The sequence below is a fragment of the Flavobacteriales bacterium genome (assembly GCA_021296215.1).
Lineage (GTDB): Bacteria > Bacteroidota > Bacteroidia > Flavobacteriales > ECT2AJA-044 > ECT2AJA-044.
The window spans coordinates 1-13942 of sequence record JAGWBA010000065.1; the positions used below are offsets into that span (position 1 = coordinate 1).

A 13942-nucleotide genomic window follows, 5' to 3' on the forward strand; every position below is an offset into this window, starting at 1 on the left:
TCTTGTAAGCCGGCTTTCGATATTTCTTGCTTTTTCATATCACTAAGTTAAGTGACACACTTTTCTGAACAGACTCCTAAGAACTATTTTGCCGCGATTATCGATATTTCGACCCGCGCATCTTTCGGTAAACGCGCTACTTGCACCGTTTCGCGTGCTGGGTAATTATTGATGAAGAACCCGCCATAGACCTTATTAACCACTTCAAAATCATTCAGATCTTTAAGGAATATACTCACCTTCACGACATTCGCGAACTCCATTCCGGCTTCGCTAAGAACTGCTTTGATGTTCCCCATGACCTTTCGGGTTTCGGTCTCCACATCGCGGTTGTGCATTTGACCTGTTTCGGCATTGAGGGCGATTTGACCCGAGGCGTATAGCGTTCCGCCCACCAACACGGCTTGGCTATAGGGGCCTATCGGTGCAGGCACGCGCTCACTTTCAATGATCTTTTTCATAAACTTGGCTTTGTTCCCCGCCAATTTAAGCGCAATTTTACCACATGTCCAAAAAGTTGTTGCTCCTCGATAATTACGATTCTTTCACCTATAACTTGGCCCATATGTTGGAGGCCCTACGGGCCGATGTGGATGTGCGCCGCAACGATAAAATCGACGTCTCACGGGTGAGCGAATACGACCTGTTGGTGCTTTCACCCGGCCCCGGATTACCTTCCGACGCGGGGATCATGCCGGAGGTGATCAGAACTTTTTCGGGTAAAATGCCGATCCTGGGTGTGTGTTTGGGGTGTCAGGGATTGGCGGAGTTTTACGGCGCAAAGTTGTACAACGTTCCTGACATTCAGCACGGCCAGCCCACTCCACTTCGTTGGCAAACTACGGACAGGCTAACGGCCTCAGCAGATGCCCTTCCCGCCGTAGGCGGATTGTATCATTCATGGGCCATAGAACGCCATTCCTTGCCGGGTGAACTCTTGCCGCTGGCATACGACGATCGCGATATTCTGATGGCTTGGGAGCACCGCGAACACCCGACTTGGGGGGTGCAGTTCCATCCCGAATCGATCATGACGGACCACGGGAAAGAGCTGTTAGAGGCGTGGTTAATAGTCTCCGAATCCTTTGCGGTGGGTGACTTTTAGGTCTTGGAGGATCGGAGCTTTGACCCCTACGTGGAAGTTGTAGCTCTGCTGGAATCCAAAGGGTACCCAGCTAAACCGCATTTCCCAACTGTGGAGGTCTCGGTAGATGTCGAGGGTGGTATAGGTCAATTGACCCGATCGGAAGTCGTACCCCGAGGTGAATCCGATCTTCCAATTAGGTGTTAGGCTGAGGTCGCCATTGAAGCTCAAGGCTTGCGTAATGGTTTCGGTAGTCGTGGGTTTGCTGTAGCTGAGTTTGTAGTTGGCGCCAAATTTCCATGGGATACTGAAATCGACGTAGTTGTTGGGCGGATTGTGAATGAAATCGCCGGATGGGTGCTGTTGCAGTACTTCGGCGTCGACCCGTGAATCTTTGCCTTCGACTCGCTTTTTACTTTGGAAGTTGAATCCTAATGCGAAATTGATCTGGGTTAGTCGCATGAGCTTGCGTTGGGTTTCCCACATGAACCGATCGACCTTGGTGCCCTCAGCGTCGAGATCGTAGAAATCAAAGGCTCCGTCGATCCGTATCGTCACTTTATTCTTCAGTATTCGGGTTCTTCCGTTGAAGGTAAAGGGAGCCCATTTGAGGCTATCGGCGGCCATGTTGTAGCTCGTTCCGAATTGAAAGCTCTCGATGAGGTTTATTTTTTGAAGCTCCCCGGTGGTGTCGTTTCGCGCCATGACTTTTGCGTCGATGTTATTGATCACGCTGAAACTCACGGTACCCGATCGGCCGGTTGGAGAGGTGCCGAAAATGCCGTTCTCGAAATACGAATAGTTGACGGTGTCGCTGTTTCCGTCGATGTAGTAATCCCAGGTATTCCACTCCGGTTCGGAAAAATCGGGCCGATAACTAAAGCGCACACTCGGAGTGATCACGTGGCGCATGGCGCGCAACCATCCGCCACGATATTGCCACATACCGTATAGTTTGGTTGTGATTCCGGCCGAAACATTAAAATCGCGAACGGCGCCGAACTGATCGAGCGTGTCGATCTGAACCTGTCCACTATCGGCATTCCAGCTCTTTCTAATTTGATCAAAGTACCAGCGTTCGTTATAGGTAGCCGATGGGCTAACGGTAAAGTGCTTCAACACCTTGAAATTCGTGGCTATAGGGATGTTGTGGCGCACACCGTATTCGAAGTTATCGAGTGTTTGAGGCCTAAAGAGCAATGAATCGTAGGTATCGAGTTGGTTTCGGGCATCGAGCCGATATTGAACACCGATCTTTTCGTACCACTTTTTACCTCCAACCTGAACTTTCCGCTCGAATGGATAGAATCGCTGCATATTGAAGCTGACATCGGGCATGGTGACGCTGAATGCGCGCGTTTTGGTGTTTTGACTGTGTCGGGCCGATGCGGTCAACGACCAAGGCTGATTGGGGTTGTTGTAGGTATAGCTGATGCTCGAAGCCATGGTGTTGGTTAGGAAGTCGTTCGGATTGGTCGTGTTTTGTCTGAAGTAATTGCTAGAGCCGAGGTTCACCGTTGCTGTAAAACGCGAATTCGGGCGGGCCTTTGGGTCTTGATTGTGCGACCAATTGATGTTGAATTCGTTTCGCTTACTGTACGTCGACGGAATATCGATATCGCCTTCTTTCACTACGGTGTAGCTTAGTCGGAAGTTTCCGTTATACGCGTACCGCTTACGATATCCCGAATTGGCGTAAAGGGCCCATCCACTTCTTGAATAGATGTCACCGGTCAGCGAAAAATCAAAGTAATCGTTGACCGCCCAATAGTAACCTCCGTTTCTGAGGTAAAACCCGCGACGCGTGTTTTCACCATAGGTGGGCATGAGGATTCCGCTTGCTCTACCGCTTTGCCCGGGGAATACACCAAAAGGAACGGCTAGGGGAGTAGGGACATCGGCGATGACCATGTAGGCCGGACCCGTGATGATCTTGTCGTCGGTCACCACTTTGATCTTGTCGGCTTTGATGTAGTAATCGGGCGGATTCCGGTCGTCGGTGGTGAATTTACCGTCACGCACGTACAGGATATCTTCATTAACCTTCTTGACCTTGTCGCCGTACAAATAGCCTTCACCTTCCATGGTAACCACGTCTTTGATACGCCCTTTTGAGGTTTCAAAATTGTACGTCATTTCGCCAGCATCGTAGGTTTTTCCGCCCTGCGTGAATTTGGGAAGCTGTGACATTTCGCCCGTGCTGTCGGGAATTCCACGGGCGTATAATAGGTTGTTGGATAAGTCGAATTCGATGTAGCCCGCCTCGAGTTTTATGTCTCCGTATACGACAACTCCTTGGTTGTACATATAGATTTTGTTCTCTGCGACGTTAAGGTAATTGGAGTCCAGCGCATCGTATTCGACCCGCGATTGAAGGAATCCGGTGCGTGCAGATGAATCGGCCCGCGGAATCGTATCGCCCGTGAAGCTGAGAGCGTTTGGGGGCGTCTGAGTGGTATCTACTAAACCCGACAAGGAGTCCGCGACCGAATACGACGTATCCGGCTCACTTGTTTCGACCACCTGAGCAGCACTTGTGAAGGCCAGGAGTAATAAACAAGTGACTATGGAAAACCGGGAGACTGTGGGCCGAAAGCGCACGGGCAAGTATCGTAAGTTTGTATCAAACCGCGGTGCCGCCAAAGGTACATATTAAAATAAGTCCGATAGTGAAACGCTTGATGTTGGTAATTCTTGTGAGTCTCGCGGTTCCATTGTTGAGTTTTATGGAACCGGAGAACGATCCCGACAAGATCGAGAGGGTAGTGATCGATGCCGGTCATGGCGGGAAGGACTCAGGTACGCACAATTTAAGTGGTCCTAAGACCTACGAAAAGGACGTAGCCCTATCCGTTGCACTAAAGCTGGGCGAATACATTAAGGAGTACATGCCGGATGTTGAAGTGGTTTACACCCGGAAAACGGATGTGTTCCTCGAGCTCTGGGAGCGAACCCAGTTGGCCAATCGCGTTCAAGGAGATGTTTTTATTTCCATTCACTGTAACGGGGTGGCGCGAACCGACGCCTATGGTACGGAGACGTGGACCATTGGAATGCATAAGACCAATGCCCAATTGGAAGTCGCCAAGAGGGAGAACTCTGTGATCTTGCTCGAAGATGATTATCAAGAGAAGTACGCGGGATTTGACCCGAACGTACCTGAGAGTTACATCGCACTAAGTTTGAATCAGAGAAGTTTTAACGATCAAAGCCTGGAGCTGGCCAGTAATATTCAGGAGCAGTTCAGGGAACGGGTAAAGCGGCGCGACCGAGGAGTTAAGCAGGCTGGGTTTTACGTGATTTCGCATACGGTGATGCCTTCGGTATTGGTGGAGCTCGGCTTTTTGAGTAATCCGGCCGAGAAGGACTTCCTTAAATCGGGCCAAGGGCAAGATTACATGGCTTCGGCAATCTATCGGGCATTCAAGCAGTATAAGGCGGATCGTGAAAAGGGGATCGAGGATGGCGATTCAAGGGGGGAGGAATCCATCGCGCCGAGAGGTGCCGATCTCGAGAAGAACGAGCGAACGGCCGAGGTCGATGTCGAGCCTGCAATGCGGGAGGGGAAGCCGGAGTCGGACTTGATTTACCGCGTGCAATTGGCCACGCTTTCGACTCAGGTGCCGCTGCGCGATGCCCGTTTTCAGGGGCTTTGGCCGGTGGTGATGATCGAATCGAACGGTTACTATAAATATGCCTACGGTTCGTGCGAAACGATGGAGGAAGCGCATAAATTGAAGGCTCAGGCCAACGAAAAGGGGTTTGAATCGGCATTCGTTGTAGCCTTTTACAAAGGCGATAGAATTTCCATTGATCAGGCTCGTTCATATGAGTCGGATCGCTGAGGTAGTTCGGCCATTAATCGCTATTATTGCCTAAACGCTTAAACGGCTTATTTTGAAAATTTCCAGAGAGACGTATATCGGCCTCATAGCAGTGTTGGCCATTGCTTTGGCCTTTTGGGGTTTTAACTGGTTAAAAAAGAACGATCTTTTTTCAAAGGAGGTCGTCTTTTACTCTGTATATAAATCGGTGGACGGATTGATCAAAGATCGACCTGTAACGTTGAACGGTTTTCAGGTGGGTTATGTGAAGGATGTTCGTTTTCATCCTAATGGAAGTGGTGACCTGCTGGTCACTTGGTCCATGCAGGAGGATTTTCCGATCAGTAAGAACGCCATCGCGGAAATTTACGCTCAGGACTTGCTGGGTTCGAAGGCGATCCGAGTTAATTTACGAGAAGGGCCTGCGGCCATTTCGGGTGATACGTTGATCGGTCATACGGAATTGTCCCTACAGGATGCTGTGAATCAGGAAGTTGCTCCGATCAAAAGAAAAGCAGAGGAGCTACTGGTATCGCTGGATAGCGTAATTACCTATGTTCAGGCCTTCTTCGATAAGGACAGCCGCAAACAATTTGAGAACACGTTCACGGAGGTCGAGAAAACCTTTACTGCCCTGGAATCGACCATTCTTTCGATCAACAGGGTGGTAACCGGAAATGAGCAGAGCTTCAATAGCATTATCGTTCACTTAGACAGCATTTCCAATACGTTGGAAGGGTCAAGTGATGACTACGCCAAGCTCATGAGCAATATGGCTACCGTGTCGGATACTCTGGCCAAGGTCGATTTCATTACTACGATGAACGAATTGAATTCGGTGATGGCGCGGATCGACTCGATCACGGCACGGATCGAAGCTGGAGAAGGGACATTGGGTAAATTGTCTCAGGATGAACAGCTGTACGATAACCTGGAACGAAGTACTGAAGAGTTGAGTGAGCTGTTGTACGATCTTAAAATGAATCCATCGCGCTACGTTCGTTTCTCCGTTTTCGGAGGAAACAAAAAGTACGAAGAGCCGGTTGAGGAAGAAAAAGAAGAGTAATGCACTTTGGAATAGCCAACATCATTTTCATTTTGATCCTGGGCGGTGCCATTTTTCTTTTTGCCCGTAACGTAGGAAGGATCCGTATGAATATCATGCTCGGGAAGGATGTGGACCGAAGTGATCGAAAGAGCGAACGCTGGTCGGAAATGGCCGGGGTAGCTCTAGGACAATCAAAGATGGTTCGTAGACCGATTGCCGGGTTTCTGCACGTGGTGATCTATGCCGGATTCGTTATTATCAACATCGAAGTGCTTGAAATATTGATCGACGGGGTGTTGGGTACTCACCGCGTGTTTTCATTTCTGGGAGGGTTCTACGATTTTCTCATAGAATCATTCGAGATATTGGCCCTAGGCGTGTTGCTCTCCTGTGTGTTCTTCTTGACTCGCCGTTACATTTCGCAAATTCCGCGTTTTTGGGACAAGGAAATGAAAGGTTGGCCGACCAAGGATGCTACGATAATTTTGGCGGCCGAGATACTGCTCATGTTGGCCTTTTTAAAGATGAACGGAGCGGACTACGTTCTTCAGTCTCGAGGTGTTGACCCTTATGTCCAAGCGGGTGCCTATCCGGTGAGTTCGTGGCTCATGGCACCGATCTTGTCAAATTTCTCAGACTGTTGGTTGATCATGGTCGAGCGTGCCGCGTGGTGGTTTCACATCGTCGGTATTCTGGCCTTCTTGAACTATTTGGTGATCTCCAAGCACTTCCACATCATTTTGGCCTTTCCGAATGTATGGTATTCCAATTTGAATGCTAAGGGTCGATTTACGAATATGGCAGAGGTCACCAAAGAGGTGAAGATGATGATGGACCCGAATGCCGATCCTTTTGCCGCTCCGGCAGAAGGTGCCGAACAACCAGGCCGATTTGGAGCGAAGGATGTGACCGACCTGAACTGGGTTCAGTTAATGAATGCTTATAGCTGTACCGAATGTGGACGCTGTACGAGTGTTTGCCCGGCCAATCAAACCGGAAAGGAATTATCGCCTCGAAAGATCATGATGGATACCCGCGATCGTTTAGAGGTCGTAGGTAGCAATATTCGAGCAAACGGGGGAGAGTCCAAAGATGACGGAACGAGTTTGCTGGATGGACACATCAGTCGTGAAGAGTTATGGGCATGCACGAGCTGTAACGCTTGTGTAGATGCATGTCCGATCAATATTGATCCACTTTCGATCATTGTCGATATGCGTCGTTATTTAGTGATGGAAGAGTCGGCGGCTCCTAGCGAGCTCAACGTCATGATGATGAATGTAGAGAACAACGGTGCGCCCTGGGCATTTTCGTCTGCGGACCGACTAAACTGGAAGGATGAGTGAGAAGAGTTTAAGATTCATCAAGGACGAGCACGGAAACGAGTTGAGTCCGACTCTGCCCGAAGAGATCAAAAACTACTTGATCGATATCGATGGAACAATATGCGATGATATCCCAAATGAGCAACCGGAGCGAATGGCCTCTGCACGTGTATATCCGGACGCTTTGAACACCTTGAATAAGTGGTACGACGAAGGGCACGTCATTACGTTCTTTACCTCGAGGACTGAGGAGCATCGGGCAATGACGACGGGATGGCTCGACGATCACGGATTTAAGTACCACGAGTTACTGATGGGTAAGCCTCGAGGTGGAAACTATCACTGGATCGACAACCATTTGGTTCGTGCGACTCGGTACAAGGGTAATTTTACGGATTTTATCGATAAGGAAGTAACCATACAAGTGTTCAAAGGAGATGAGTGAAGGACTGAATGTACGGACCATGGCCGAGATGATGGCCGCAGGGGAAACTCCAGGGGTTTTATTCTGGGTGGGATGCGCTGGCAGTTTTGACTACCGAGCAAAGAAGATCACCAGGGCTTTCGTGAAACTTCTAAATAACGCCGGAGTTTCTTTTGCCGTGCTGGGAACTGAGGAGAATTGCACGGGTGATCCGGCCAAACGCGCCGGTAATGAGTTCTTGTTTCAGATGCAGGCCATGCTGAATATCGAGGTCCTGAACATGTACGAAGTAAAGAACATCGTAACGACCTGCCCGCATTGCTTTAATACACTCAAGAACGAGTATCCCGAACTGGGTGGTGAGTATAAAGTGCAACACCACAGTCAATTTCTCCAGAATCTTATAGAAAACGGCCGCTTAACGGTAGAAGGTGGGGAGTTTAAAGGGAAGCGCATTACTTTCCACGACCCGTGTTATTTAGGCCGTGCAAATAACGTTTACGAAGCCCCTCGCGAACTCATAAGAAAGCTCGATGCCGAGTTGGTTGAAATGCGCCGTTGTAAATCGAACGGATTCTGCTGCGGAGCAGGTGGTGCCCAGATGTTCAAGGAACCTGAAAAGGGGAATAAGGACGTTAACATCGAGCGCACTGAAGAGGCGCTAGAAACCAAGCCTGAGGTCATTGCTGCCGGGTGTCCTTTCTGTAACACCATGATGACCGATGGAGTTAAGGGAGCCGACAAAGAAGAAAGTGTTAAAGTATACGACATCGCCGAATTACTGGCGACTGCAAAAGACTTGTAATATGTACGTGCCGTTTTCTGAAATGCCCGATCATGCCCGTGTTTGGATCTACCAATGCGATCGAGCGATGAATGTAGAGGAGATAGAGGTGATAAGTGCGATTTTGCTGAATTTCACCGAACAGTGGACCGCTCACAGCAAAGAGCTGAAGGCATCGTTCACCGTTCTCTACGAAAGGTTCATCATATTAACCGTTGACGAACGACAAGAGGGGGCATCGGGTTGTAGTATTGACTCTTCGGTGGGCGTGATCAAAGGCATTGAGCAGGAATTAGGACTGAACCTTTTCGATAGAACAGTGATTCACTACCGCGGTGATCAAGGTATCGATACCATGGATATGAACGATTTTCAGAATGCCTTGGCTAGTGGATTGTTGTCCGAGGATACCGTGGTGTTCAATAACATGGTTGAAAGCGTTGGCGACCTCAACCAGAATTGGGAAGTGCCGGTAAAGCACAGCTGGCATAGCCAGTTGTTGTAAGAGCCTATTCTTTAACGGAGAACCCTTCTTTTCCGCCCCAAATTTGAAAGTACAATTTGAAGTCCGAGGCCAGGCTCCATAAGGGGTATTGGAATGTGGCGGGTTTGTTTTTTTCGATAAAGAAGTGTCCGACCCACGCCCACCCATATGCCGCTATGACCCCGAACAAAAACATCCAGCCGTTGAGGCGGAGAATACTGTAAATAGCGAGCAGCAAGAACAGGGAGATTCCGATAAAATGAGTGATGCGGGTACCCCGTTTACTGTGCTCGGTGAGGTAGTAGGGATAGAACTCGCTAAATGACTTGTAGATCCGTTCGGCCATGGCTAAAGCGTTTTCCCTAAGGTACGGATTTCGAAAAATTATGGTAAGCCGAAATTTTGGACGATGTAGATCGTGGGAATCTCGTCGGGAAAGCACCTGCGGTTTGGGTCGAAGCCCATACCCATGAATTCGAAGTTCGGACTCAGGAGGTTTTCGCGATGGCCGCGCGATCCCATCCACTGGTCGGTGATGAACTCGGCGAACGACCAATAGGTGTGGAGCTCCAAAGGGCGTTTACGTTGATCGAGCCACGTGATACTGCCGTCTGATCCCTTTTTCACGAAGTATTGGGCGCGCATAGTGGTGATGAGGTAGGGGGTGAATTCGGCGAGGTTTTTCCCGGTATACTGCACTTCGGGCCATTGTTTCTTAATGCGATCGAGCGGTGTTCGCAGCGATTCGCTGTGCGGGTGAACGTGGCCAAAAAAATTCAAGATGCTCATTTGGCGTGCGTAGGTGCTCGCCGTGGAGTCTAGTTTGTCGGAATAGCTCACCGCGGTTCGACCTCGTTTCGTTCGAACGTGGTTTAGCGCGGCTAAAAAACTTTGATCGAGTAATTCTTGATCGAGCTCATCGATCCGGAGAAGCGTCGTTTTGGCCTGTTGTTCCCATTCCGGAACCGCCATTGTCGATCGGTTCATCGTTTGAAGCGGTCGAGGACTCCAGCTGCTTGCGAGGATCCACGTAAATACCAAAGCGATCGATCGGACGCCATGCGCCGCGCCATTTGAATCCTTCGAGGTACCAATCGGACCGCGGAAGCTCTTCGACCGGAACCAGGTCAGAAGCGGGTTTGTTGATGAACGAGATGCTATGAATATCATTGTCGCGCAGGTAGATGTGCATGTCAGAGCATTCGGTAATGTTTATCCCTACTAGGTCTCCGTCATCTTCCAAAACGAAATATATGGATTGTCCATTGCCCATCACATTCAATCGGTATAATTCCTTTTCGTTGAAGAGTCCCACCATTCGCTTACCCTTTATTTGCTGGTACATGAGGCTGTCTTCCTGCGCCACGATCATCGCTTTTCGGTCGAGGAACATGGAATCGAGACGGCCACCGAGCATCTTTACGCGTATACTGTCTGCTGTGATTTGATTTCTATCGGACCACATGATCGGATCGCGGTACATGTAAATGAGGCTATCCAACTCGGTGTAGTGAAGCGAATCGCATTGCCCTTGCATGCTCGCTTGAAAGAATCTCGTATACGGAAAGCTCGATAACCTCGACGATTCCGTCGAATCCGTACTCCACATGAGCGTGTCGGCATGGACGTACATTGAATCGCCACCAAAGTCCAACGCAGCGGTGGGCATTCCCCAAAGTTTACCCCGTTTTTCGGGTTCGAAATATGTTCCGTAATCACCGAAGATCCTGATGCCCTCAGCCGTATCTTTTAACTCTACCTGACAAAATCCGCGACCTACGCCCGCAATTCGATCATAAAAGAGCGAATCGCCCCGCAGCTGAGCGGTTTCATTCGTTAGGATGGCATTTTCCTTGAACTGGGCCTGATCGGCGCGCGTATTGTACCATCCATTTTCACAATAAATGGTCGACTCCTCGTTAAAAATGTACGTAGGGCCATAGAAATATGCGATATCGGTGGCTGTGTTGTAATACAACGTGTCGCTTTCCATGCGGTAGCTCGGATGATCGAGCCGTACGCTATCCCTAAAGAACATTTCGCCCCGATCGAGGTAGTACCGACCCTGCTTGCTATACAGGTCCTTTTCGCCATCCTCAATGAAGCCCTCCGTAAGGTAGTAGGCGACTTGATTCTTACGGTCCCATTGCAAGCGCTGTGTCCTCAGGATCAATCCGCCATCCTCGAGGACCACATTCGAATAAGCTCGGGCCTTCTTGGTATTTCCCTGATAGTACAAACTATCGCAACGAAGGTCCGCCGAATCTCCAAGGATGCGGACATTGCCGTACATTCGCGTGTCGTTACGGCCTTTGTCGAGCAGTGCCGAATCGCAGTAAAGCAGCGTGTTTTCCTGCTTCAGGATCACCTTTTCGGTCAAATACTGCCAATTGCGACCTCCGGTTCGATCCCCTGCCAAAGTTCCCGCCTGTACGATCTCCAGTTTTGTTTGGCCTACGGCCAGATTCGAGATGACCAACAGCAAGATCATCAACGTCAGAGGTTGAGGGGTCATCCGATTCTGATGTGAGCCATTGTGGATCATACCGCAAAGGTGCAAATAAAAAACACCCCTCTACCAACGCAGAGTGGTGTTGAATTATTGGTTCGCCTGTGTCTTAGGCGTTCACATTCACATTAGGTGAAGCCGCCATGATCTCTTCATTGGCGTATTCTGCGAACTTCTCGAAATTCTTCACGAATTTCTCGGCCAATACACTGGCTTTCTTGTCGTACGATTCTTTATCTGCCCACGTGTTTCTCGGGTTTAAAACGTCGTCCGGCACGTTGGGGCAACTGGTCGGCATGTGAAGCCCGAATACGCTATGCGTATCGTACTCAACATCGTCGAGTTGTCCTTCCATGGCTGCGGTGATCAGAGCACGGGTGATCTTCAAACTCATGCGCTTTCCAACGCCGAAGCCTCCACCAGACCATCCGGTATTTACCAACCACACGTTAACGCCGGCTTGCTGCATCTTTTCGCTCAGCATTTCAGCGTAGCGGGTAGGATGCAATGGCATAAAAGGCGCCCCAAAGCAAGCGCTGAAGGCCGTAACTGGATCGGTGATACCTGCTTCAGTACCGGCTACTTTAGCGGTATAGCCGCTAATGAAGTGATAAGCCGCCTGACCAGGGGTCAATTTCGAGATCGGAGGCAACACGCCAAAAGCATCACATGTGAGGAAGAAAATATTCTTTGGATTCTCCCCGATGCTAGGCACTTGAATGTTATCGATGTTGTAGATCGGATAACTAACACGCGTGTTCTCAGTTACATCGGTATTGTAGAAATCCACCTCGTTGGTGCCCTCATTGAATCGAATGTTTTCCAACAACGCACCTTCTTTGATGACTCCAAAGATCTCAGGTTCTTTTTCTTCGCTCAGATTGATCACCTTTGCGTAGCAACCGCCTTCGAAGTTGAATACAGTATTCTCGTTACTCCAACCGTGCTCGTCGTCTCCAATTAGTTTTCGGTTAGGGTCCGCGCTGAGGGTCGTTTTACCCGTACCCGACAACCCGAAGAAGATCGACGTATCGCCGTCTTTCCCGATGTTGGCCGAGCAGTGCATACTCAAGGTATTCTTTTGATGGGGGAGAATGAAATTCAAGGCCGAGAAAATTCCTTTCTTGATCTCACCCGTGTATCCCGTACCGCCTACCAATGCGATCTTCTTCGTAAAGTTCAAGATCGCAAAATTGTGTTGGCGTGTGTGGTCGACCTCTGGGTCGGCCATGAATCCGGGTGCGTTGATCACCAACCATTCCGGATCGAAGTTGTCGATCTCTTCGTCGGTCGGACGAAGGAACATGTTGTACACGAACATATTCGACCACGGCAGCTCAGTAACGGCCCTGATCGAAGTCTTGCAGTTCGGATCGGCGCAAGCAAAAGCATCGCGCACGTAAAGCTCTTTACCGGAGAGGTAGTCCATCACTTTGTCGTACAAAGCGTCGAAATGCTCCGATTCAAAAGGAATATTGATATCGCCCCACCAAACTGCGTCGCGAGTGACGTCGTCCTTTACGATGAAACGATCCTTAGGCGATCGACCGGTGAATTCGCCGGTATCGATGGCCACAGCCCCTGTAGAGGTGTACACTCCCATCCCTTTTTCAACTGTGATGTCCGCCAAGGTTTTCGGGTCGAGGTTCCAGTGAGCGGTGGCGTCTTTAATGCCGTAATCGGCAACGCTCGCGCGGGCCGCTTTTCTGCCCTTTTCCGTCATAATAGATAGAGTTGGTTACACTTTATTAAAGAACAAAGGTAGGCCATAATTGGCCGGATTCCGAGGGTTTAAGTCCTACTTTTTTAGCTCTAAAGCGTGTATATTTCACACTAAGCACGGGCTTTGACGACCCCTGTCATCAGCGTGAACCACGAAGAAATAAGCAGAACTCCGCCTAGCGGCGTGATGGGGCCCAGCCAGCCAATTCCCGATAATCCGGTGGCCGATCGAGTGGCGAGTAAATAGATGCTGACCGAGAACAAGACCGTACCCCAACTCATCAAATTCAGACCGAACTTCAACGACTTTTCCGAAACCTCGTTTCGCACTGCGATCCAGGCGATCATGGCAAGGGCATGAAACATTTGATAGCGCACACCTGTCTTGAACGAAGCGAGCGATTCCGGCGATAGAGTTTCTTCTAAAGCATGAGCTCCCAATGCTCCTAAGAGAACACCGGTTCCCCCGAAGATCGCGGCGCCGATGAGGTGTTTTTTCATTTTTCGTTGATCGTTAATTGATGAATAGTTGGTTGGTTGGTACCCCGAAGTTAATGGATAATGGGATAGTCTACAGTCTACAGCATAGAGCCTACGGCTTATGGCTTACAGCCTATTCTCAAGATTCTTCAAGACTTGAAAACTCTAATTGTTTGTGGAATGACCTTCCCTGATAAGAGTTGACCGTTTTGGTTACGGTTTTTGATATTCAAAGATAGTTATTGGTTTACCTTGTTT

Annotated in this window: 14 protein-coding genes; 7 read left to right on the top strand and 7 right to left on the bottom strand. The window is 49.5% G+C overall.

Annotated elements, in window-relative coordinates; genetic code table 11:
• Nucleotides 1-83 precede the first annotated feature (83 nt).
• On the bottom strand, nt 84-461 hold the full coding sequence (locus tag J4F31_09815; GenBank protein MCE2496853.1) for a RidA family protein: 378 nt from the start codon (nt 459-461) through the stop codon (nt 84-86).
• 44 nt (nt 462-505) lie between these two features.
• Here J4F31_09815 and J4F31_09820 point away from each other — a divergent pair, with 44 nt between their 5' ends.
• Nucleotides 506-1105: an aminodeoxychorismate/anthranilate synthase component II gene (locus J4F31_09820; protein ID MCE2496854.1), complete on the top strand. Its 600-nt coding sequence runs from the start codon at nt 506-508 to the stop codon at nt 1103-1105.
• Here the strand turns inward: J4F31_09820 and J4F31_09825 are convergent.
• Nucleotides 1067-3691: an LPS-assembly protein LptD gene (locus J4F31_09825; GenBank protein ID MCE2496855.1), complete on the bottom strand. Its 2625-nt coding sequence runs from the start codon at nt 3689-3691 to the stop codon at nt 1067-1069. The genes J4F31_09820 and J4F31_09825 overlap by 39 nt on opposite strands.
• A gap of 62 nt (nt 3692-3753) precedes the next feature.
• Between J4F31_09825 and J4F31_09830 the strand changes: the two genes are divergently transcribed.
• The 6 genes from J4F31_09830 to J4F31_09855 are packed head-to-tail and all read left to right on the top strand — an operon-like array spanning nt 3754 to nt 8994.
• Nucleotides 3754-4929, top strand: coding sequence for an N-acetylmuramoyl-L-alanine amidase (locus tag J4F31_09830; protein ID MCE2496856.1), 1176 nt, complete (start codon nt 3754-3756; stop codon nt 4927-4929).
• A 52-nt stretch (nt 4930-4981) separates the two neighbouring features.
• The gene (locus J4F31_09835; protein MCE2496857.1) at nt 4982-5974 is read left to right on the top strand and encodes an MCE family protein; all 993 of its coding nucleotides are present in this window, start codon (nt 4982-4984) and stop codon (nt 5972-5974) included.
• A complete protein-coding gene (locus J4F31_09840; GenBank protein ID MCE2496858.1) occupies nt 5974-7302 on the top strand; it encodes a (Fe-S)-binding protein in 1329 nt (442 codons plus the stop codon). Before J4F31_09835 ends, J4F31_09840 begins: the two co-directional genes overlap by 1 nt.
• Entirely contained in the window at nt 7295-7726 is a 432-nt protein-coding gene (locus tag J4F31_09845) for a phosphoheptose isomerase (protein ID MCE2496859.1), read from the top strand. The genes J4F31_09840 and J4F31_09845 overlap by 8 nt, the downstream gene beginning before the upstream one ends.
• Nucleotides 7719-8510, top strand: a complete 792-nt coding sequence (locus J4F31_09850) for a (Fe-S)-binding protein (protein ID MCE2496860.1) — start codon at nt 7719-7721, stop codon at nt 8508-8510. The genes J4F31_09845 and J4F31_09850 overlap by 8 nt, the downstream gene beginning before the upstream one ends.
• 1 nt (nt 8511) lies before the next feature.
• Entirely contained in the window at nt 8512-8994 is a 483-nt protein-coding gene (locus J4F31_09855; protein ID MCE2496861.1) for an ABC transporter ATPase, read from the top strand.
• A gap of 4 nt (nt 8995-8998) precedes the next feature.
• Here J4F31_09855 and J4F31_09860 read toward each other — a convergent pair whose 3' ends face one another.
• The 5 genes from J4F31_09860 to J4F31_09880 all read right to left on the bottom strand — a co-directional run bounded on the left by J4F31_09860 (nt 8999) and on the right by J4F31_09880 (nt 13705).
• Nucleotides 8999-9319: a DUF962 domain-containing protein gene (locus tag J4F31_09860; protein MCE2496862.1), complete on the bottom strand. Its 321-nt coding sequence runs from the start codon at nt 9317-9319 to the stop codon at nt 8999-9001.
• A 38-nt stretch (nt 9320-9357) separates the two neighbouring features.
• Nucleotides 9358-9945, bottom strand: coding sequence for a hypothetical protein (locus J4F31_09865; protein MCE2496863.1), 588 nt, complete (start codon nt 9943-9945; stop codon nt 9358-9360).
• Nucleotides 9890-11518, bottom strand: a complete 1629-nt coding sequence (locus J4F31_09870) for a hypothetical protein (protein ID MCE2496864.1) — start codon at nt 11516-11518, stop codon at nt 9890-9892. Before J4F31_09870 ends, J4F31_09865 begins: the two co-directional genes overlap by 56 nt.
• A 73-nt stretch (nt 11519-11591) precedes the next feature.
• Complete coding sequence (gene pckA, locus J4F31_09875; GenBank protein MCE2496865.1) at nt 11592-13205, bottom strand: phosphoenolpyruvate carboxykinase (ATP); 1614 nt, start codon at nt 13203-13205, stop codon at nt 11592-11594.
• A gap of 110 nt (nt 13206-13315) precedes the next feature.
• The gene (locus J4F31_09880) at nt 13316-13705 is read right to left on the bottom strand and encodes a DUF423 domain-containing protein (GenBank protein ID MCE2496866.1); all 390 of its coding nucleotides are present in this window, start codon (nt 13703-13705) and stop codon (nt 13316-13318) included.
• Between the last annotated feature and the right edge of the window lie 237 nt (nt 13706-13942).

What these genes read in the sequence shown, in the direction of transcription:
- J4F31_09850 (MCE2496860.1), top strand. Translation starts at nt 7,719, where the DNA reads ATGAGTGAAGGACTGAATGTACGGACCATGGCCGAGATGATGGCCGCA.
- J4F31_09845 (MCE2496859.1), top strand. Translation starts at nt 7,295, where the DNA reads ATGAGTGAGAAGAGTTTAAGATTCATCAAGGACGAGCACGGAAACGAG.
- J4F31_09870 (MCE2496864.1), bottom strand. Translation starts at nt 11,518, where the DNA reads ATGATCCACAATGGCTCACATCAGAATCGGATGACCCCTCAACCTCTG.
- J4F31_09855 (MCE2496861.1), top strand. Translation starts at nt 8,512, where the DNA reads ATGTACGTGCCGTTTTCTGAAATGCCCGATCATGCCCGTGTTTGGATC.
- J4F31_09820 (MCE2496854.1), top strand. Translation starts at nt 506, where the DNA reads ATGTCCAAAAAGTTGTTGCTCCTCGATAATTACGATTCTTTCACCTAT.
- J4F31_09865 (MCE2496863.1), bottom strand. Translation starts at nt 9,945, where the DNA reads ATGGCGGTTCCGGAATGGGAACAACAGGCCAAAACGACGCTTCTCCGG.
- J4F31_09860 (MCE2496862.1), bottom strand. Translation starts at nt 9,319, where the DNA reads ATGGCCGAACGGATCTACAAGTCATTTAGCGAGTTCTATCCCTACTAC.
- J4F31_09880 (MCE2496866.1), bottom strand. Translation starts at nt 13,705, where the DNA reads ATGAAAAAACACCTCATCGGCGCCGCGATCTTCGGGGGAACCGGTGTT.
- pckA (MCE2496865.1), bottom strand. Translation starts at nt 13,205, where the DNA reads ATGACGGAAAAGGGCAGAAAAGCGGCCCGCGCGAGCGTTGCCGATTAC.
- J4F31_09840 (MCE2496858.1), top strand. Translation starts at nt 5,974, where the DNA reads ATGCACTTTGGAATAGCCAACATCATTTTCATTTTGATCCTGGGCGGT.
- J4F31_09815 (MCE2496853.1), bottom strand. Translation starts at nt 461, where the DNA reads ATGAAAAAGATCATTGAAAGTGAGCGCGTGCCTGCACCGATAGGCCCC.